This window comes from Paenibacillus thiaminolyticus (assembly GCF_007066085.1).
GTDB classification, from domain to species: domain Bacteria; phylum Bacillota; class Bacilli; order Paenibacillales; family Paenibacillaceae; genus Paenibacillus_B; species Paenibacillus_B thiaminolyticus.
In genome coordinates this window covers 4126732-4146005 of record NZ_CP041405.1, presented here as the reverse complement: position 1 = coordinate 4146005, position 19274 = coordinate 4126732, and the positions used below count along the sequence as shown (strand labels likewise).

Below are 19274 nucleotides of genomic sequence, written 5' to 3'. Positions count from 1 at the left end.
CCCTTTCCCGGTCATGTTTTTACTCTACACGGCATGTTGATCATCCGCTAGTATTTTATTACATTTTTCCTCGCAGTTCGTCTACTCTCTTCTATCGGCTCTGAGTAGCATACAACTAACAAGCTCGTCCCGAATGCATCAAGCCCCTGCGGCCGATTGGAGAATCTCCCTTCGATCGCAGGGGCTCATGTCAAGATCATTTCTGCTCCAGGTGCTCTTCGATTTTCGAACAACCTCACTTTCTATGAAATCACCTTCATCCTGCTCAATGCGCCGGCTGCAACAAGTCCCAGGAAGAAGCCCGAGATCGGGGCGACGACAATGATCCCGATGTAGTTCGTACTTGATGCGGAGAAGAGCTTGATTCCGGCGACCGCGATTGCCGTACAGCATGCGATCGCCCAGTATTGAGCCTTTGCGCTTCGCTTGACTCGAACAAAGCCGGAGCCGCACCGGGCCTTGCTGAGCAGCAGAACAAGAAATAACCCCTCCACTAGCAGACCTATGATAGAGAGCCCATACTGAAGGAGCTTGTACACTGGTGTGCCCATCATATTTTGTTCTAGCAACGGATAAAGGCTCACAAATATTCCCGTCTCGTGCGTAAAGCCGTCCAATAACACATGAGCGTAGAACCCGATAATGACCGAGATCAAAAACACGGTCCAGCCACGTATGCCTGACATCTTCCAGGGCCGCACAAGCCCCTGCGCTTTCCGGTCCAGATTCCATACGGACGGCAGATGACGCGCCAAAGGATCTTTGATAAAGTAGTGGAACAACACCGCCAACAGCAAGCTTAACGGGATGGCATACAGGAACAAGCCCTGCGTCGAATGGCCGATCCGGCTTAGGAGCCATCCACTTCCAATAGACAGTGATTTACATCTTCACATACTCATACCGAATTAAGCCTTGGTACTCGACAGTAAACCCATCCTTAATTTGATCGTATTTGTCGGCGGCGATGGCGAATCCGAAGCTTGCTCCGGGCCCGTAACCATGCTGACCATAGGCAACGGTCTTCTCTTCGGCGTCGATGATTCGGAATGTGTCACAAACGTGGTCTCGTTCCTCTTCGCCAGTTCCATACGCAGCTTGCTGCTTTCCGCTTCTTCTTGCGCCGGAATCCACTCCGGCATTACCTCCAACGCCACGGACACGGGCTTTTCCTTCTCTATCAGGACATACCCTGATTGAAGCATTACCCTGTCCAGTATTCCTGCTTCATTGAAGTAATGGTCATAAACATAGAACATGCCCCAACCTGCAAGGAGGACAGCAGCCGCCAAAATGACTATTCGCTTCTGCATACGCACCTCCGTTTCAGGACTGCCGCCAGTTTCATCTCCAAGTCGATCCTATCCCGAGTCCATGATTTCGAATGTCTTCTGCATCAACTCCGCAGGCGAAAAGGATCGACGCCCCCATTCCTCCACATCCCGGACAATACAGCTCGCTTGATGCCCAAGTTGTTGCTCCAGCACGGAGAGGATTGATTCAATGACATGCCGGTTGGAAAAATCATCAACATATTTGATGCCGAAATAAATGTTCATCGTTCAGCCCTCTTTATTGCGATGCTTCGCCTTATTTCCTAACGCTTCTTCGTTGCTTTTGATATAAAACAAGAATGACCGCGACGATACTCAGAGTGAATAACAGAGCAAGCGACACTTTCACCGGATCCCGATTGTAAAAAACGACTGAAAAATGCCCGTTCCCTGGCTTCCCGCATACTCACCACGATACGTCGCCTTTACATATCGCTTCGATAGACACCTTATTTATTCCAAGGATAGAACCTGCTGCCTTCCCTTCGTCTTGCCAAATATTGTAGTAGATTATGTAAAAATATTCAAACGGATTCCCGGTTCTCGCCCTGCATGAAAAAATGGAGAGACAGCCTCATTGCCGCCTCTCCGCACTCCGCTCCCCTTTTTTGTCCGGCCCGCTATTGGCGCTATAAGCATCATATGCTTTCTTCACCCAATCGAACAGATAGGCGCTGCCTCCATGATCGGGATGGAGCAGCTTCAGCAGCTTTTTCGACTGCTTCCGCACCTGCTTGTCATCCGCTTCTTCAGGAGCCCCGATAAGCACATGATAAGACATGGCCCCCGCCTGGCGATGCTCCCATGAGTTCGAGGAGCTGTCGCCATAAGAACGGTTATACGACTTCTCCCGGCGTGGAGCCTGATCGGCCAGCTCGGACAGCGTATGGCGCATATGCTCCAGCATCGCCTCCAGCCGCTCCTCCTCGCGCGGGAGACCGCCTTCCCAGAACTCGAATTCGAATTCCCTCATCATCTGCTCCAATTGCTCCATCAGATCGTTATACATGATCAGGGTCGCCTTCATGCGGTCCGCCAGCCTGTAGATTCGGAGCAGTTGCCGGACCGCCCATTCCGGCATATCCAATGCGAACGCGTGCAGTACCTTGCCCATATCCTTCTCCGGCACCGGCACCTCCTGCAAGAACTCCATCAACCGTTCCTGCTGCTCTTCGTTCAGGCTCGATCCGATCTGGACGGCCATTTGCAGCTTGGTGGTGCCGGCCTTCACTTTGTTCTGCCAACCCCTATTCAAGTTCATCAGAGCCCGGACGAACTCGACAATATAAGGTTCAGTCACCTTGATGCCATTCGTATCGCCCAGATTGGCGAACTGGGCTCCTTCCATGTAATCATCTTCTCTGCCGCTCTGCATATCCTTCTTCACCTCGAACCGGACGCCCCCGTCTGAATTCTCTCTTCTTCATCCTTGCCTTCCTGGCTGGCAGGGACTGTTGGTTTCCCGGTAATGCGGAACATGCATTTGCGCCCGCCTTCGGCCATACATTCCGTCCGCTCCACATCGGCTTGCAGCAGCTCTGCGAACAAAGCCAGCTCGCACTGGCAAGCCGGGGAATGCTTGGCAGCCACCTGCGCAATCGGACAATGGGCCTCTTCCAGCCAGAACGATTCACAAGAGTTGTGTCCCCACCTGGCCATATAGCCTTCCTGGTCCTGAATATCAGCCAGCGCCTGTACCCGCTGCTCCAGCTTCTGTCCCTTCAGCAAGCTCGTATATCGATGCATCAGCTTCCGCTTCCGCCGCTCGAATAACCGCTCCACGAACGTATCGCCTGCCATGGCCTGCATCTCTTCAATCAAGTCCAGCGCAAGCGCGTCATATTTGTTCACGAACAACGCGCTTGCCTTCTCCGACAAGCTATATAGATAGGCTGGCCTGCCGATGCTGGGGCGGGTCAATTGAATGCGGACATACCCGCCTTTCTGCAGATCGTACAAATGCCTGCGCACCGCGATGCACGTCAGCTTCAGTTGAGCCGCCAGCGGTTGAATGCCAATGGGCCCCTGCTGCTTCAGCATTGTCAGGATGTCTCTGCGCACGGGCTGCTTCAGAAGACGGGCTTCCTGCGCAATCGTCATCTCTCATCCTCCCTCCGATTCAATTTGATACATCTCCAACGACACCATTTGCCGTCAGACCCGGTTTCCACTCCACCTCATTGTATCGTATCGAAAAACTTTTGTATACGGTAAACATTCTTGATTAAAGTCAAATTTATAGTCAAAAAAAATTCCTTCTTAACCTTGAGCGAACTCCCCTAAAACCTGCAAAATTGCAGTTTTGTTGCCGGTCCCACCTCTCCAATAAAAAAATCCTGCAAACATCAGGCTGTTGAGAAAGTGCGGGGGAATTTTCAGCACTTTATTTTTTATGTGGTGGATCTCGTCTCTCCGTAGAAAAAATCGATTTAAAACGCTATGGCTCCAAGTTTTGAGTAGGAAAATGGACAATCTCCACCCCTTCGTAAAAAACAGGAGGTTTCCAACGGCCTGAAAACTGCACCATTTCCCTAGACACGTCTATCTGCTAGGCGAAATCCGCAAAACTGCACGATTTCTCCAGACACGCCTATTCGGTAAGAGAAATCTGCAAAACTGCACGATTTCTACACCTGTACAGCAAGCGAAATCCTGCGCAAATACAGCAATTCGATATGGACGACTTGACCAGAAAGGGAATCCTGCAAAACTGCAGGAATTTGACCCGTTTCGCTTCGACTTGAAGCAAAAGGGCCTAAAATGATGTAGATTTGCAGCAATTCCTCGGGATGTGGGTCATTGAGCCGAAATTCCTGTAAAATAGCAGCAATTCCCTCCACACGTTCAAGCCCCAGGAGGCAACGATGCCTCCAGAAGGCAATGATGCTTCCTGAAGACGATAATGCCCCCGGATCCGACGCGGTCTCTTGGATCCCGTAAAATCAGGCCGTTGAGAAGTCCATGAGAATTTTCGCCACTTCATTTTTATATAGTGAGCTCGTCTCTCAGTAGAAACAATTTTGAGTGCCAAGTTTTAATTATGTAAATGGACATTTCCACCCCTTCGCAAAAAACAGGGGTTTTCCAACAGCCTGATTATCGCAGGATTTTGCTACGAGCTCGTTATAGGGCGCATTAACACTCCACCAGTTCCCGAAAACCGTTGCGGCTCCACAACCATAGCGGCGTATGAAGATCGATAAGCGACAGCTCTGTCCCGGACAGCGCCTCCTTCCACGCCTGATTCACTATCTCCTGTATGTTATTCTTCTTCGTTTCACTTTCCTCAATCATTTGCAAACGGACGGTCGCTTGGATGACATGAGTGTCTGGTGCGATCGAGAGAGCATCCAAATCAGAAAATGAAGCGTCGGTATAATTTGCGATCACATATAACCAATAATTGCTTATTTTCGGACCGCTTAAATAGGGGAACTCTTTCTTGTGGGTCTTTTGGATATATTCGAGAATGTTCGAGATACTCCAGTTGCACCTGATGAACAAGTTGCGTATATCGCCTTCAAAATGGCGAACGAAGATGCGGCATAATGTCATCCAAGCCGCGCATTGCTTTACAGGCTGAAGCGCTACTTTATATTTGACCAGCATCTCTCTCAGTGTATCTTCATCGATGGAAGCAACATAATGGGGGGCATAGATTCCCGCCGTCGCCTCATCCATATAAGATTGGAGGGCCGACTTCCACAGCGTGTAGGAGTTGCGTTGATAATTCAAGGCCATAGGCAAGGTGAAGTACAAATAATTCAAAGCCGAACCTTTGGGCAAGCCTGGATTCGCATCTTCGGGCATCACTTCTCCGCCCAACAGGCCTTTTTCATACATATTTCTAAGCATGACCGCTTTGGCGGCGATTTTTTCTCTCGACGTCATGTTGTCCACCATATCACTTCTCTTTACTCGTACAATTTGCGATGCAGATATCGGCCATGATTGCATCGAGTCCCTCCTTGCTGCTCAATATATCATCCTCATGATATGGTCTATACAAGGCAGTGCGATCGGACATAATGCATCCTCGAAGAGTACGAGTTCCCGTTGATTCAGCTTGCCTCCCGGAACCTTCGCAATCTCTCCCACAACAGCATGGCTATCGGAATCTGTTATGGTTGTCGTCCTGTTCAGCGGATCTTTGGAGATGACATACTCACGCCCTTCATTTGTCCATATCAACCGGGGATGTGTTGCAATCTTTGTCCGATCCTTTAAGCAAGACAAGCTCTCACAGCCTTCATGCATCGTCATTATCGTCCATTTCATGCGCCCAAGCCATGGGCTGCTGTCCATAATTTTTATATGCCGCTCCGAGTGGATATCTCGTCCTTCAAGGCTCAATTGCCAGTTATCAACCACCCAGCTTACTGCTTTATTTGTCCGCGTCGTAAATATTCGGCGAAAAGAGCCGACTGCATTGCCGCCATCATCTTCGATTGATATCAGAGCTGTTGACATCTTAAGCAATGGACGGGTGTAATAATACGTTTCCATAAGAGACTCCTTATATCTATTTTACACTGGCAAGCTCAACCCCCTTAAGTTTATCATCTAACCCTAATATTGGATACGCCCTCATCACGAAAAAGCACCCCGAACATAAGCGATCCCTTGCCCTGCTCGCTGAGTGCCTTGCGTACGGCCATATTTGAAATGAACAACGCCCCGGCCACAAACCGGAGCGCTGCACCCGAATTCATTTCCATTTGCTGGTTCTACTTGGCATAATGCTTATTGTACCATGCTACGAAATTAGCAACGACCGAATCGAGAAACGCGATGGTCGGCTCATGGATCAATGTCCCGCTATCGTCAATTTTCTCATGAACGGTGCCGACATACACTTCATTCCCGGGAAGAAGAGGAGAAGACACGCCCGGCGAGAACAAAATATCGCGCAAATGTTCCTGGGCCCGCACGGTTCCCAATGTGCCCATCGAAGCGCCGACGATCCAGGATGGCTTGCCCACCAACACCTTCTCCCCGCGGGACAGCCAGTCAATCGCATTTTTCAATACGCTCGGAATGGAGTAGTTATACTCCGGCGTCACCCATAGGACGGCATCTGCCATGCCCACCTTTTTAACGAATTCCTTTACCTCGGCCGGCGGATTGTTTTCAATATCTTGATTGTAGAAGGGGAGCTCCTTGATGCTGACGATCTCGATATCGATTCGCTCCTGATACCTTTTTTGCATATAGGCAGCCAGCTTCGAATTATAAGACTCTTTGCGGTTACTGCCAACAAGGGCCACAATATTCATGGATCACGCCTCCTCTGAAAAAAACATCTAATCGCTCTAACCTAATTGCCATCGGGAACATCCTTTATTATCCAGTGTTGATATATTCTCCAACCGATTGATTTATCCTGCTTACGCGGAACAGAATGTGCCCCGGATTGACTCCGGCATCATACCGGTGTAAAATCATGTCCAACATATGTATCCAAATTAACGACATGGAAGAAGAGCAAGTACGTATCAGAGATCGAGGTCCAGAGAGTCGGTGGCTGCTGTGAACCGATCCTCGCCTGATGCCGAATGGGCTTCTGAGTCGCTTCGCTGAACCTGGGAGTAGGCGTGGCCGGGATTCTCTCTCCGTTATCATGAGAGGCGTATCGAAGGAAGATGTTCCTTCCGTACGCAAGAGTGAATCGCTGCGGCGATTAATGAAGGTGGTACCACGATAACCTCGTCCTTTGCTGACGGGGTTTTTTTGTTTATTTTGCACAGGGGGTGATGGTCATGGATGACGGCTGGTGGTTCTCCAGTGAAGCAGAAGTATGGCAGATCATAAGGAGGAATCTCTATGCAAGAGCGTATATTAACGGGAGATCGGGTAACCGGCAAGCTTCACCTTGGCCATTACGCCGGCAGCCTCAAAAATCGGGTCGAGCTGCAGCATCAATTCGACACCTACCTCATCCTGGCGGATGTGCAGGCGCTGACGACTCACTTCGAGCACCCCGAACTGCTGCAGGGCCATTTGCGCAACGTGGCACTCGATTACTTGGCGGCCGGAATCGATCCGGAAAAAGCGACCATTTTCGTGCAATCCCTTATCCCGGAGATCGCGGAGCTAACCGCCTATTTTTCGATGTTCGTCACCGTCAATTCGCTGCGCCACAATCCGACGATCAAATCCGAAGCCAAGGATCGGGGCTACCAAGAGATGTACTATGGTTTCCTCGGCTATCCGGTCAGTCAGACGGCGGATATTACTTTTTGCAAGGCGACGCTCGTCCCTGTCGGGGAAGATCAGTTGCCTGTGATGGAACAGACGAGGAAAATCGTGCGCCGGTTCAACCAGTTATACCGGCCGGTCTTGCCGGAACCGCGAGCGTTGGTAGGCGACGTGCCTCGCCTCGTCGGGCTGGACGGCAATCATAAGATGAGCAAAAGCCTCGGCAATGCGCTGCCGCTCGATTCGACGGCTGGAGAGGTTAAGGAAAAAATGAAACGGGCGAAAACCGATCCGGCCCGCATCCATAAAAACGACCCCGGCCATCCCGAGGTATGTCCAATATATAGTTATCATCAAGCATTCCGCAAGGAAGGAGCCGACGAGATCTATGATAGCTGCTCCAAGGGACAAATCGGTTGCGCCGAATGCAAACAAAAAATAGCCCAAAGCATTAACAATCTGCTCGAACCAATGAGAGAGCGCAGAACAGACTATCTAAAGCATCCCGGACGAATCGACGAGATCATGATCGCAGGTACGGAAAAGGCGCGTCTCGCCGCGAAGGAAACGATGCTGGAGGTGCGCGAGGCAATGAGGTTGAATTATTTTAAACGTTAGTGTTCCGGCACATTAAGCCATAAGCAGGCACCCCTTAGAATGCCTTCGCAAAGGCCCGACAAGAGGCCCATGCGATTCTAAGGGGTGCACAATATTGCCTTATGGAATCAATTCAAATCCCGTTGTATTCTCCAAAACCTCAACGGTGAACGACTCGCCCTCGCGGCGGGTGACGCTTACCGACAGATGACCCGAACCGATGGCGATGCGCTCGGCCTTCAATTGATCCATTCCTTCCGGAAGGAACGGCGAGAGCGCGATCTCCCGCTTCGCGGCATCCGGGTACAATCCGAGCATGGCCTGCAGGAAGACGATCGACGTTCCCGCGGACCAGGCCTGCGGAGAGCATGTCGTCGGATAAGGGACCGGATGGCCGGTCTCGGATCCATAGCCGCAGAACAATTCAGGCAGCCGCTGATATTCGAAGAAGGAAGAAGCCTCGATCAGGCCCGATATGACTCGTCCCGCCTCTTGCTTGAAGCCGAGCTTGCCCAATCCGAGCAGAATCATCGCATTGTCATGCGGCCAGACGCTGCCGTTATGATAGCTCATCGGATAGTAGCCTGCCGCATCCGTGCTCATCGTACGGATACCGTATCCGTTGAACATATCGTCCTTCATCAAGCGCTGGGACAGTCCCTTCGCCCTGGAAGCCTCCGGCAAGCCGGTCATCAGCAGATGGCCCGGATTGGAGGTGACGCTGTGGACCTGGCGTTGATCCTTGTCGAGCGCAATCGCATAGCATTGCTCGTCTTCCATCCAGAAGGAAGACTCGAAGCGCGCGCGCAGCTGCTCCGCTTCCTCCTCCAATCGCTGCCCCCACTCGGCTTCGCCCATGACAGCCACAATCGGAGCAAGCGATTTCTTGGCCTGATAGACGTAGCCTTGCACCTCGGACAATGCGATCGGAGCTTCCGCATATTCGCCGGAGCGGTGCACGATAGAGTTCGCCGAGTCCTTCCATCCTTGATTCGGGAATCCCTTCTCCGCCTCCTGACGGTAAGCGACGAATCCGGAGCCCGCTTCCAGGGCGGAATCGATATAGTCCAGCGCGCGGATGACATTCGGCTTCAATTCCTCGACGAGAGCGAGATCTCCCGTCCAACGGTAGTACTCGCCGAGCACGGCCAGGAACAGCGGCGTCGCATCCACCGTGCCGTAATATGGCGAGAACGGCGATTGCTTCGTGGTCACCAATTCCCCGAACCGAATCTCATGCATAATCTTGCCCGGCTGCTCGTCTCTCCACGGATCGACCTTTTCTCCCTGATACGCCGCAAGCGTTCTAAGCGTGCCCTTGACAATGTCGGGATTGACAGGCAGCATGAACAGCGCCGTGATCAGACTGTCTCTTCCGAACGGGACGGCGAACCACGGCAGTCCCGCCACCGTCGTATCGCCATAACCGACATCGGTCGTCAGCATGCGCAGATCTTGAAGCCCCCGCTGGAACAGCCCGTTGAATCGTTCCGAATCCGTGCTTACCTTCGAGCTGTTCTCGTACCATTGGACATAAGATGCCTCGAGCTTCCGCAGCCCTTCTTCATACGTCAATGGTGCAGCTGCCGGATGATGATCCGACGTCGGAGTGATGAAGAACGTAATCTCCTTCTTCTGGCGTGTGTCCAACGACAGCGGGAAGCGCACCGTGCCGCTCGCATCCGCCGTTCCTTCCGCATCCCACGCGATGCGCGTCCCTCTTCTAATATTGTCGGCCCCGAGATACGACAGGGCCAACTCCCGGTCGCCCGCCCGCGTCTCCTCCTGCTTGCCCACTTCGCCGGTGCGATACTTCCGGACCAGGAACATGTCCTGGAAATCCGCATCGAAGATGGTCGAAAATTCAAACTCGACCGGATGCGTAAAATAGTTCGTTAACGTGCAGCGCTCATATAAAATGCCGTCATAAATAAACCGCTCCCGCAGCACTTCAATGGCTCCTTCATCCTTCTTGTCCTTCATCAATCGGAAGGAAGCCAAGTAACTCTTGTCGCCAACGGAAGAGAGCAGTGTCGGCTTCTCGCCGTCAATCCACACTTCCATACGGCTTAGATAACGCGTGTCCTTCATATACAATCCATGACCCTGATCGTCGCCAGCGACGATATCTCCATCCAGACCTGTCAGGAAAAACAGCTCGCCTTCTTTGATTACGCGATAGTCCATCATCGATCTCCCATCTATTCATAGTTTCTGCGTGAACGGCAGGTCCTTCTATCTCGTTGGTTCGTGACGATCCTCTACGTTACCGTCAATTCACCCTGCAAGCCTTCCTCGGAATGAGGCCCGATCCAGATATGGAACTTGCCCGGCTCCACCTTGAACCGGAACTGCTCATCCAGCAGCCCCAGCTCTGCCGGCGTCAGCTCGAAGCTCACCGTCCGGCTCTCTCCCGGCTGCAGGAAGACTTTGCGGAAGCCCTTCAATTCCTTGACGGGACGCGTCGTACTTCCGACCAGATCGCGGATATACAGCTGCACCGTCTCTTCCCCGGCGCGCGGTCCCGCATTCGACACCCGGACAGAGACGGAGACCGACTCATCCCGGTGAATCGCACTTCGTTCCAATTGCAGATCGTCATAATGGAACGTTGTATAACTGAGGCCGTACCCGAACGGATACAGCGGCGAATCGTCGCAATCGATATAATCCTCATACAAATGCGGGCGGCCCGTATTTTTACGGTTATAATAAATCGGAATTTGTCCGGTAGAACGCGGGATCGTGACCGGCAAGCGGCCGCTCGGGTTATGACGGCCCGTCAGAACATCGGCGAGCGCAGAGCCGGTCATCGTCCCCAAGTGCCAAGCCTCCACCACCGCATCGGCATGGCGGTGCACCCACTCGGTCGCCAATGGCCGCCCGTTCATCAAGACGACGATGACCGGCGTAGCGGTCTTCTCCTTCAGCTCCCGGATCAGACGCTCCTGGCAAGCCGGAAGCGTAATCGAGGCGACATTGTAATGCTCGCCCGTCATCGCCTCGCTCTCGCCCACCGTAACGACGGCGACATCGCATTGCTTGGCCAGCTCGACGGCGCGATCGATGCCGCCCGGGATCGCCTCGTTGATGCCGCTGCCCGGCTCATAGCACACCTCGGCATGAGGCCCAATCTCGGATTGGAACGCATCCCATACCGTTACAACATCCTCGTCCCGGCCTTTCCAGGCCCAGCAGCCCATCGAGTTGTGGCGGTCATCCGCCAACGGGCCAATCAAGGCGATCTTTCGGTGCCGTTCATCATCGAGCGGCAGGATGCCGCTGTCGTTCTGCAGCAGCACGATTGACTTGCGCGCGCTGTCTCTCGCCTGCTCCGCGTGTTCCGCCGGAATGCCAGCCGCTGGCGGCTCTCCGGCATCGACATACGGCCGTTCGAACAAGCCGAGCTGGAACTTCACCATCAGAATGCGCAGCACCGCCTCATCCAGCAGCTTCATCAGCTCAGGGCTCTCCTCCACGAGCGATTCCAGATGCTCCAGGTAGACGCCGGAATGCATGTCCATATCGACCCCGGCAAGCAGCCCTCTGCGGGCGGAATCGCGGCGATCCTCCGCATAGCCGTGATAGATCAATTCTTCGATCGATTCCCAGTCGCTGACCACCATGCCGGTGAAGCCCCATTCCTCCCGCAAAATATCCCGCAACAAGTAGGAACTGCCCGTAGCGGGCACCCCGTTCAGCTCGCTGAAGGCGCTCATGACGGTCAAGGCGCCGGCCTGAATGCCGCCGAGGTAAGGCGGCAGCACGGTCTCCCGCAGCGTCCGCTCCGACATGTCGGTCGTATCGTAGTCGCGTCCGCCTTCCACCCAGCCGTATCCGGCGAAATGCTTGACGCAGGCGGCAACCGTCGGGAAGCCTTCCGCATTCAGGCTCTGGAAGCCTCTAACCTTCGCGGCCGCGGCCAGGGACGACAGGTAGACGTCCTCTCCCGTGCTCTCTGCGATTCTCCCCCAGCGGGGCTCGCGCGTAAGGTCCGCCATCGGAGCGAACGTCCAGCGGATTCCTTCCGCCGCCGCCTCGATCGCCGCGATGCAGGCATTCTTCTCCATTGCGTCCAGATCCCAGCTCGCCGCTTCGGCGAGCGGAATCGGGAAGATGGTGCGGAAGCCGTGTATGACATCATCGCCGATCAACAGCGGAATGCCCAGCCGGCTCCGCTCTACCGCGATTCGCTGCAGCTCATTCACTTTATCCGCGCCGTGCACGTTCAGCAGCGAACCGACCTTCCCCTCCGCGATCAGTTCCCGCTCCCGCTCCTCACAGCGGCCGTACTGCACGGTCTGGCCGATCTTCTCGGCCAGCGTCATTGTGCCAAGCAGCTCTTCCGCCCGGCTTCTCCATTGCTCCAACCCGCTCTTCTCGCTCTTCTCCATACCATTTCCCTCCATCCATCAGCCTTTGACGCCGGCATTGGAAATGCCTTCAATATATTGGCGCTGGAACACGAAAAAGAAGATGATAATCGGCAGCGTAGAGAGAACGACCCCCGCCATAATAAGCGGCGTATTCTCGAAGAACATATCCTTCACGCTGTTCAGACCGACGACGAGCACATATCTCTCCGGCGTATTGGCCAGCGTGCTCGGAATCAGGTAGCTGTTCCATGTTCCGGCAAAAGCAAGAATCGACATCGTAATCAGCGAAGAACGGGCCAGCGGGTACACAATCCGCCAGAAGGCGCCCATCTTCGTCAAGCCGTCAATCCGGGCCGCCTCGATGAATTCGTTCGGCACCGAGATGAAGAATTGGCGCAGCATAAAGATATACAGGCCTTGGTACAAGAAAGGCACCGTCAATGCCCAGAATGTGTTCAGCCAGCCGAGCTGGGCCACATTGACGTATACCGGAATCAAAATCATATGGTAAGGAACCATCATCGTCGCGACGACAATCCAGTAGATAACGCTTTTGCCCCGGAAATCGAGCTTGGCGAGCGCGAATCCCGCCATCGGGTTAATGATCAGATTCCCTATCACGACAATCCCCGTCATAATGAGCGTGTTGAGGAACCATCTTGGCACATCATACGCTTCATTGGTGAAGAACATTTTATAGTTGTCGAGCGTCCACATTCCAGGCGACACCAACTTGTTGACGTATCGCATCGGAACGAGCGACGTATAGATCGTGTAGAGAAAAGGAAGGGCAAACAAGAGCCCAATCAGGATCGCGCCGAGGTACAGGAAAAGCCTCCCGGTTCTGCTTCGAGTCTTCATGCGCTCACCCCTTCTCGTCCAATAGTTTTTTTTGCAGGAACGTAATGAACATAATGATGAAGAAGAACAGCACGACGGCCGCGCTTCCGTAACCGATGTTCATATAACGGATCCCGTGCTGGTAGAAATACGTCACGACCGTGCTCGTGGCGCCGGCCGGCGAACCGAGCGCGCCGTATCGGGAGATGGCCGCGATCTGGTCGTAAATCTGGAAGCCGGTAATCGTGGAGACCGAGACGATGAAGAACGTAATCGGCCGCAGCGAAGGCACCGTAATATAACGGAATTTATGCCATTTCGAAGCGCCGTCGATCTCGCCCGCCTCATACAGATCCTTCGGAATCTCCTGCAGCCCGGATAAATACACAATCATCGTGAAACCCGCCTGCTGGAAAATAAACAGGATGCAGACGAACAGCAAGGCATAGCTCGTGTCCGCGAACCAGGTGACATTGCCGAAGCCCAGCATGCCGAAGAAGTCCGTCAGGAACGTCCCCTTCTTGAAGAGCATCATGAATACCGTCGTAATCGCAATCTGGGACGTAATATAGGGGAGGAAAAAGACCGTTCGGAAGATTCCCTTCCCCTTCAGGTTCTGATTCACGACCAGCGCCAGCAGCAAGCCAAGCAGCGTCTGAATCGGAACAGACAAGACCACGATTTGCAGGGAATGAAGCACCGCCCGGAAAAATTCCTTGTCTTGAAGAATCGTAATATAGTTGTCCAGTCCGATGAACTTGGCCTGATCGAGATTGGCAAAGTTCGCATCCTGAAAGCTTCTCACGAAGGACTGGATAAACGGATATAAAAACCACCATGCCCATAAAATTAGAAAAGGTAGTGAAAACATCCAGCCCAGTGTCATATCGGAATCCGCCAGGGAACGGAACCAGGATTGCCTAATTTTCGCCCCCCTTACTTCCGCGTTGTTGCTGCCATGTTTGGACATTGTTTTCCTCCTGGTACTGAAAGTGTAAGCGGCCTGTGTGAACGACAACCTGTGTCGTTGTCACGTACAGATAAAAAGGTACTGCTCCCCCTCCCGGGGAGGGAGAAAGGAGCAGCAATCAAGACGGCCGACTCACCTTATTGGAATTGCTTCTGAATATCGTCCAAAATTTGCTGTGCCGTTTTCCCGGAACCGCCAAGAATTCGTTCTTCCAACTGCTTGACCAGTTCGTCGGTGAACCGCTTCGTATCTGTCGGATATCCATAGTCCGTGCTGTATTCCAGCGCAGGCTGTACTGGCTTGAACTCTGGATTCTTCTCGAAGTATTGCTTCGACAGCTCCGGAACGGCCGGGTTGTAACCCAGCTCCATGAACTCGGTCTGCGTCTTGTCATTCGTCATGTAGTAAGCGGCTTTAAGCGCTGCTTCCTTGTTTTTGGCATCCTTCAGCACCACGTAAGCGTCGGAGCTCATCGTGCTGCCGTTGGCCGTGCCCTTCGGAACCGGAATCGCGGCATATTTCAGATCCGGATTCGCATCCTTCAGGAAGCCTTTGTACCAGTATCCGCCCGTGCTCATCGCGCCCAGCTCATTGCTGAACACTTCGCCGTCCCAGCCGAAGCCAAGCGCCTTCGGCGTTACGGCCAGACCGTCATTGTACATCTCGATAATCGTTTCCAGCGCTTTTACGTTCTCTGGGGAGTTGATCGTTTTGCCATTTCCCCAGCCGCCGCCGAAGCTTTTCACATAGTTGGTGATATGGAATGCGTCCAGATTGATGATAATACCGTTCACTTTATCGGTATTCAGCTTCTTCGCCGCCGCTTTTACCTCGTCCCAGGTTGTCGGGTAATCGCCGAGGCCCGCATTTTTCCACATCGCCTCATTAATCAGGAACATTGCCGGCATGTCGCTGTTCGGCACGCCATATTGCTTGCCGTCTACGTTCCAGATCTTCATCGAAGCTTCCGGGAAGCGAGTCATGTCAACCTGCGTCGAGCTGATCATCTCGTCCAACGGAGTGAACAATCCTTTATTGATATACTCAAAAGCGCCTTCATTGGAAATTTTGATAAAATCCGGAGCCACTCCTGCGGCGATCTCGCCAGGAAGCGTATTCCAGAACTGCTCACTGCTTGGGTATTGCTTAATCTTCAGTTCAATGTCAGGATATTGCTCGGAAATAGTCGCGGCTGCATCCTGATAGACCTTCAAGTCCTGCGCGGTGCCCCAGAACCCCATGTTAACGGTTACTTTTTCGCCGGCAGCCTCGTTGCCTTTTCCTTGATCCGCAGTGTTGTCCGCTTTGCCGCCTCCGCAGGCCGTCAAGCCGACAAGCAGGGCCAGACAAAGAATCAACGTCGCCGAGATCTTTCTCTTCATCTTGCGCATGTACGGTACCCCCCATGTAGTATGTTGGACTTTCCCTTGCTACTTCAGCATAAGATGAAATGGATACAAAAAAAATTAATCAAATAATGATTAATTTCAAAATATCGGCCAACTCGGCCCTTTTCTTTTTTGTATACTGCACCGAAAAAATCATTTTTATAAATTTTTGTGCTTTTTTTTCTATAATCACACTTTTTCTTTGCGATATTGCATTGGGGACAGGCCCGTATATTTTTGAAACACAATGGAGAAATGGGCTTGATTATTAAAGCCTACCATTTCCGCAATATCATAAATTTTATAACGGTAGTCCTTGAGCAGGGCTTTGGCCTTCTCGATTCGAAGCTCATTGATATAGTCGAACAGACCTCTTCCTACCTCCTGCTTGAACAGCCTGCTGACATAATTCGGGCTGACATGGAACAGCTCGCCCAACATCTTCAAGGATAACCGCTCTTGATAATGCTCATGTGTATACTGAATGATATTCCGCGTCAATTGACTGTAGCCTTTGTCCTCCCGCTCCCTGTCCTGCGCGCGCTTCATGAAGATCGTCCGGTAATAAGCCGACAGTTGTTCGAAGTTCTCCAACTCAGCGGCACTGCCGTCGCCGTCCGGGGAGTCGAGCTCATTGCCGTCTTCCCCCATCATGAACAGCAGGCCTTCATAGATTTTACGCACTTCCTTCTTGTCCAGGCATTCCTCCCGACGGAGATGTCCCTCCCAGCGGGTCAACAGGCTCATGAAGGTCTGATCCGCCTCTTCTCTCAGCGCCGCCTTCATCTCCGAGACATACGCGTCGGCCCGCTCCACGGCATCCTCGCTCGGCCGCTTCAGATGCTGATAATAGAAGATCGAAGCATTCGAATGATAGAAGCTGCGCGAGAGCGCCTCCTCCGCTTGGGCGTAGCCGTTCGCTATCCCGTTGAAATCGGCGAACCAGTCGCTGATGCCGAACACCAGCTCAATATTGACGAACCGCTTGAGAGCGGCTCCGATCATTTGAACCTTCTCATTGACCCGGGTCAATGAGGCCAGCAAGCTTTTCAGCTCGCTGTTGCTGATGAAGACGGCGCTGCGCCGCTGATCCAGCTGCACATATTCGATCTCCTTCTCCTTGGAGAGCAGTTCGGAGACGATGTTCCGAATCGTATTGGGGAGCACCGACTCCGTGTCTGCGGTATACCTTCGAATGACCTTGTCATAGTCCTTCACGGCGAACAGCACCACGTACAGATTTCCTTCCTGCAGCCCCGTCGCCGACATATTGTGCGAATGGCCATGGAGCGCGTCAAGCAAGGCCTGGTCTGCCTGGCGGCTGGAGCTCCCGGCTGCGGGGACGGCCGCTTCCGTACCATTCGCGGCGTTCTGCTCCTTGATGGCCGTCAGCATGGTGACGAGCTCGCGCTCGTTAATATCCGGCTTGTGGAAATAATCGACCGCCCCTAGCTTCAGCGCCTGCTTCACATAGGAAATATCATCGAAGCTGCTCAAAATAATGACCTTGGCCGGAATATGTCTCTCCTTCATCGCTTTCAGCACTTCAAGGCCGTCTATCTTCGGCATTTTGATGTCCAGAAGGACGACATCCGGCGCATGCGTTCTCATCATCTCAAGCGCTTCTTCGCCATCCCCCGCTTCCCCGACAATGTCCACGCCCTGCTTATCCCAATCGATCGCCGATTTAATCCCGATTCTGACAAGCGGCTCGTCATCTACAATTAGCAATCGCATCGATATCACCCTGCCGTTTCTTCGTTGATAACCGGAACCCGGATTGTCGCGACGGTTCCGCCCTGCTCCCGGCCTGTGATCCATAAGCCGTACTCCGTTCCGAAATGAAGCTCAATGCGGCTTCGCACATTAGCAATGCCGATGGAGTTGAACGGATCGCGCGGCCCATCCTCATGCCGCGGCTCCTGTCCTTCTTCCGGAAAGCCGCGCCCGTTATCGGATACTTGCATCACCAGCTCATTTTGTTCCTTATCTTCATGTATCGAAATAATCAGGCTGCCTTTGTAGTCGATTCCGGTAAATCCGTGGAACACCGCGTTCTCAACCAACGGCTGCAGCAGAAATTTCAACGTTTTATACGAGAGGACGCCGGGATCGATATCATAGGTCACCTCGAATTTGTTCATATAACGGTAATCGAGAATATTGGTATAATTCTTGATAAATTCCACCTCATCGGCAATCGTGACATAGTTGCCGCTCGTTTTTACGGTGAATTTGATAACGGACGAGAACGCATGCAGCGCTTCTTCGATTCCGGTGGCGCCCTGGATCTTGGCCATCCACTTAATCACGTTCAGCGTATTGTAAATAAAATGCGGCCGGATCTGGGATTGAAGGGCGATCATTTCCAGATCCCGCTTCTCTTCTTCCTCGCGGTAGATCCGCCCTATCAAGCCCCTTATCTCCTTCAGCATATTATCCACCGTATTGCTGATAATGCCGATCTCGCCATACTGCTTATCGAATTCCACATTGAGCTGGCCCTGGGAGACCAGCTTCATCTTGCTGTTCAAGTCCGACAGCGGCTTCATGATCATGGTCGCAATCTGGGCCGAGATCAGGATGGACAGCACCAGCAGCAGGATAAGGCTGACCGCCATAATCCCGACCATCAGATAGACGATGGAGAACAGCTCATGCTTCGGAATGACAGTAACCGCCTTCCAGTTTGACAGCTTGGAAGAGGAAGATATGAGATAAGTATCCTTCTTCTCATGAGTCACCGTCTCTCCCGACAGCTCCCGGAACTGTTCCCCCAGAATTTTGGAAGCGGGCTGGCCGATCCCGTTCCGATCCTTGCTGTATATGATGCGGTTGTCCTCGTCAATCAAATAAAAATTCGTGTTCTCCGTAATGGCGGAATCTCTCCACAGCGTCTTCAGCTTGTCAACGGATATGTTCAGCAGGATGAATCCCAGATCTTTTTTGGTATATGGATCAAGAATGGCTCTCCCGATCGACACGACCGGCTCCCCATGAGGCGACAGCAGCCGCTCCTGATGGATCCCGATAGGAACATAACCTCCGTGCTCCTCCTTAATTCTCCGGACGAACGGTTCGTGAATGAATTCCTTATCCAGGTAGGAGACGTTCAAATACTGGCTGTTGCTGCGGCCGATAATGGCATGATCATTTTCATGATAAATGATGACCGAATCGATCAGATCGGAGTACAGCATGATCCCGTTCAGGATCAACCCGTTCACCGTGTCGAAGTCACGCCCCCGTTCCAGCATCGGATACGGCTTCTTGCTGTATTCCTTGCGCATAATCTGGTGTATGGTCGATTCCTGGAGCGGGAACATGGACAGGCGCAGCAGCGGCTGCAGCGACGTGTCGATATTGTTCATAATCTGCCGGTTGTTCTCGATTGCGGCATCCAGCATCGTATTCCGGTTATTATCCACATATACCCAGGACACAATGCCGCCGATCAACAAGAGCGGAACGATAATAAAACAGGAAAATGCCGCGATTAATTTCTTTTCGAGGCTCCAATGCAATATTTTCTGCTTCAGTCTATTCATAGCTGATTCCTACTTTTTTCAGG

General features: G+C 52.6%; 17 protein-coding genes and 1 other annotated feature. Of the genes, 1 reads left to right on the top strand and 16 read right to left on the bottom strand.

What is annotated here, in order from left to right; genetic code table 11:
• Positions 1-242: 242 nt before the first annotated feature.
• From FLT43_RS18540 to FLT43_RS18500, 9 genes are all read right to left on the bottom strand, one after another.
• Positions 243-845 (bottom strand): DUF4184 family protein, encoded by a 603-nt coding sequence (locus FLT43_RS18540; protein ID WP_255321641.1) that lies wholly within the window; start codon positions 843-845, stop codon positions 243-245.
• 63 nt (positions 846-908) lie between these two features.
• Positions 909-1313 (bottom strand): hypothetical protein, encoded by a 405-nt coding sequence (locus tag FLT43_RS18535; RefSeq protein ID WP_087444179.1) that lies wholly within the window; start codon positions 1311-1313, stop codon positions 909-911.
• Positions 1314-1361: 48 nt separating this feature from the next.
• A complete protein-coding gene (locus FLT43_RS18530; RefSeq protein WP_087444180.1) occupies positions 1362-1559 on the bottom strand; it encodes a ubiquitin family protein in 198 nt (65 codons plus the stop codon).
• 349 nt (positions 1560-1908) lie between these two features.
• A complete protein-coding gene (locus tag FLT43_RS18525; protein WP_087444181.1) occupies positions 1909-2709 on the bottom strand; it encodes a molecular chaperone DnaJ in 801 nt (266 codons plus the stop codon).
• A gap of 8 nt (positions 2710-2717) precedes the next feature.
• Positions 2718-3434 carry a helix-turn-helix transcriptional regulator gene (locus tag FLT43_RS18520; protein WP_087444182.1) on the bottom strand — a complete coding sequence of 239 codons (717 nt, stop codon included), beginning with the start codon at positions 3432-3434 and terminating at the stop codon, positions 2718-2720.
• A gap of 527 nt (positions 3435-3961) precedes the next feature.
• Complete coding sequence (locus tag FLT43_RS18515) at positions 3962-4174, bottom strand: hypothetical protein (RefSeq protein WP_143797158.1); 213 nt, start codon at positions 4172-4174, stop codon at positions 3962-3964.
• A gap of 295 nt (positions 4175-4469) precedes the next feature.
• The gene (locus FLT43_RS18510) at positions 4470-5291 is read right to left on the bottom strand and encodes a hypothetical protein (protein WP_143797157.1); all 822 of its coding nucleotides are present in this window, start codon (positions 5289-5291) and stop codon (positions 4470-4472) included.
• 18 nt (positions 5292-5309) lie between these two features.
• Entirely contained in the window at positions 5310-5840 is a 531-nt protein-coding gene (locus tag FLT43_RS18505) for a tubby C-terminal domain-like protein (protein ID WP_087441532.1), read from the bottom strand.
• Positions 5841-6061: 221 nt separating this feature from the next.
• Complete coding sequence (locus tag FLT43_RS18500) at positions 6062-6610, bottom strand: NADPH-dependent FMN reductase (protein ID WP_087441531.1); 549 nt, start codon at positions 6608-6610, stop codon at positions 6062-6064.
• A 189-nt stretch (positions 6611-6799) separates the two neighbouring features.
• Positions 6800-7051, top strand: a binding site (T-box leader).
• 106 nt (positions 7052-7157) lie between these two features.
• Here FLT43_RS18500 and trpS point away from each other — a divergent pair.
• On the top strand, positions 7158-8150 hold the full coding sequence (gene trpS / locus FLT43_RS18495; RefSeq protein ID WP_087441530.1) for a tryptophan--tRNA ligase: 993 nt from the start codon (positions 7158-7160) through the stop codon (positions 8148-8150).
• 99 nt (positions 8151-8249) lie between these two features.
• Here trpS and FLT43_RS18490 read toward each other — a convergent pair whose 3' ends face one another.
• The 7 genes from FLT43_RS18490 to FLT43_RS18460 all read right to left on the bottom strand — a co-directional run bounded on the left by FLT43_RS18490 (position 8250) and on the right by FLT43_RS18460 (position 19251).
• A complete protein-coding gene (locus FLT43_RS18490) occupies positions 8250-10316 on the bottom strand; it encodes an amylo-alpha-1,6-glucosidase (protein WP_087441529.1) in 2067 nt (688 codons plus the stop codon).
• Positions 10317-10390: 74 nt separating this feature from the next.
• The gene (gene bglX, locus FLT43_RS18485; RefSeq protein ID WP_087441528.1) at positions 10391-12523 is read right to left on the bottom strand and encodes a beta-glucosidase BglX; all 2133 of its coding nucleotides are present in this window, start codon (positions 12521-12523) and stop codon (positions 10391-10393) included.
• A gap of 18 nt (positions 12524-12541) precedes the next feature.
• A complete protein-coding gene (locus FLT43_RS18480; RefSeq protein ID WP_115057752.1) occupies positions 12542-13366 on the bottom strand; it encodes a carbohydrate ABC transporter permease in 825 nt (274 codons plus the stop codon).
• 4 nt (positions 13367-13370) lie between these two features.
• On the bottom strand, positions 13371-14315 hold the full coding sequence (locus FLT43_RS18475; protein WP_087441526.1) for a carbohydrate ABC transporter permease: 945 nt from the start codon (positions 14313-14315) through the stop codon (positions 13371-13373).
• A gap of 137 nt (positions 14316-14452) precedes the next feature.
• Complete coding sequence (locus tag FLT43_RS18470; RefSeq protein WP_087441525.1) at positions 14453-15706, bottom strand: ABC transporter substrate-binding protein; 1254 nt, start codon at positions 15704-15706, stop codon at positions 14453-14455.
• 186 nt (positions 15707-15892) lie between these two features.
• Positions 15893-17440, bottom strand: a complete 1548-nt coding sequence (locus tag FLT43_RS18465) for a response regulator (RefSeq protein WP_087441524.1) — start codon at positions 17438-17440, stop codon at positions 15893-15895.
• A 5-nt stretch (positions 17441-17445) separates the two neighbouring features.
• A complete protein-coding gene (locus FLT43_RS18460; RefSeq protein ID WP_087441523.1) occupies positions 17446-19251 on the bottom strand; it encodes a sensor histidine kinase in 1806 nt (601 codons plus the stop codon).
• Between the last annotated feature and the right edge of the window lie 23 nt (positions 19252-19274).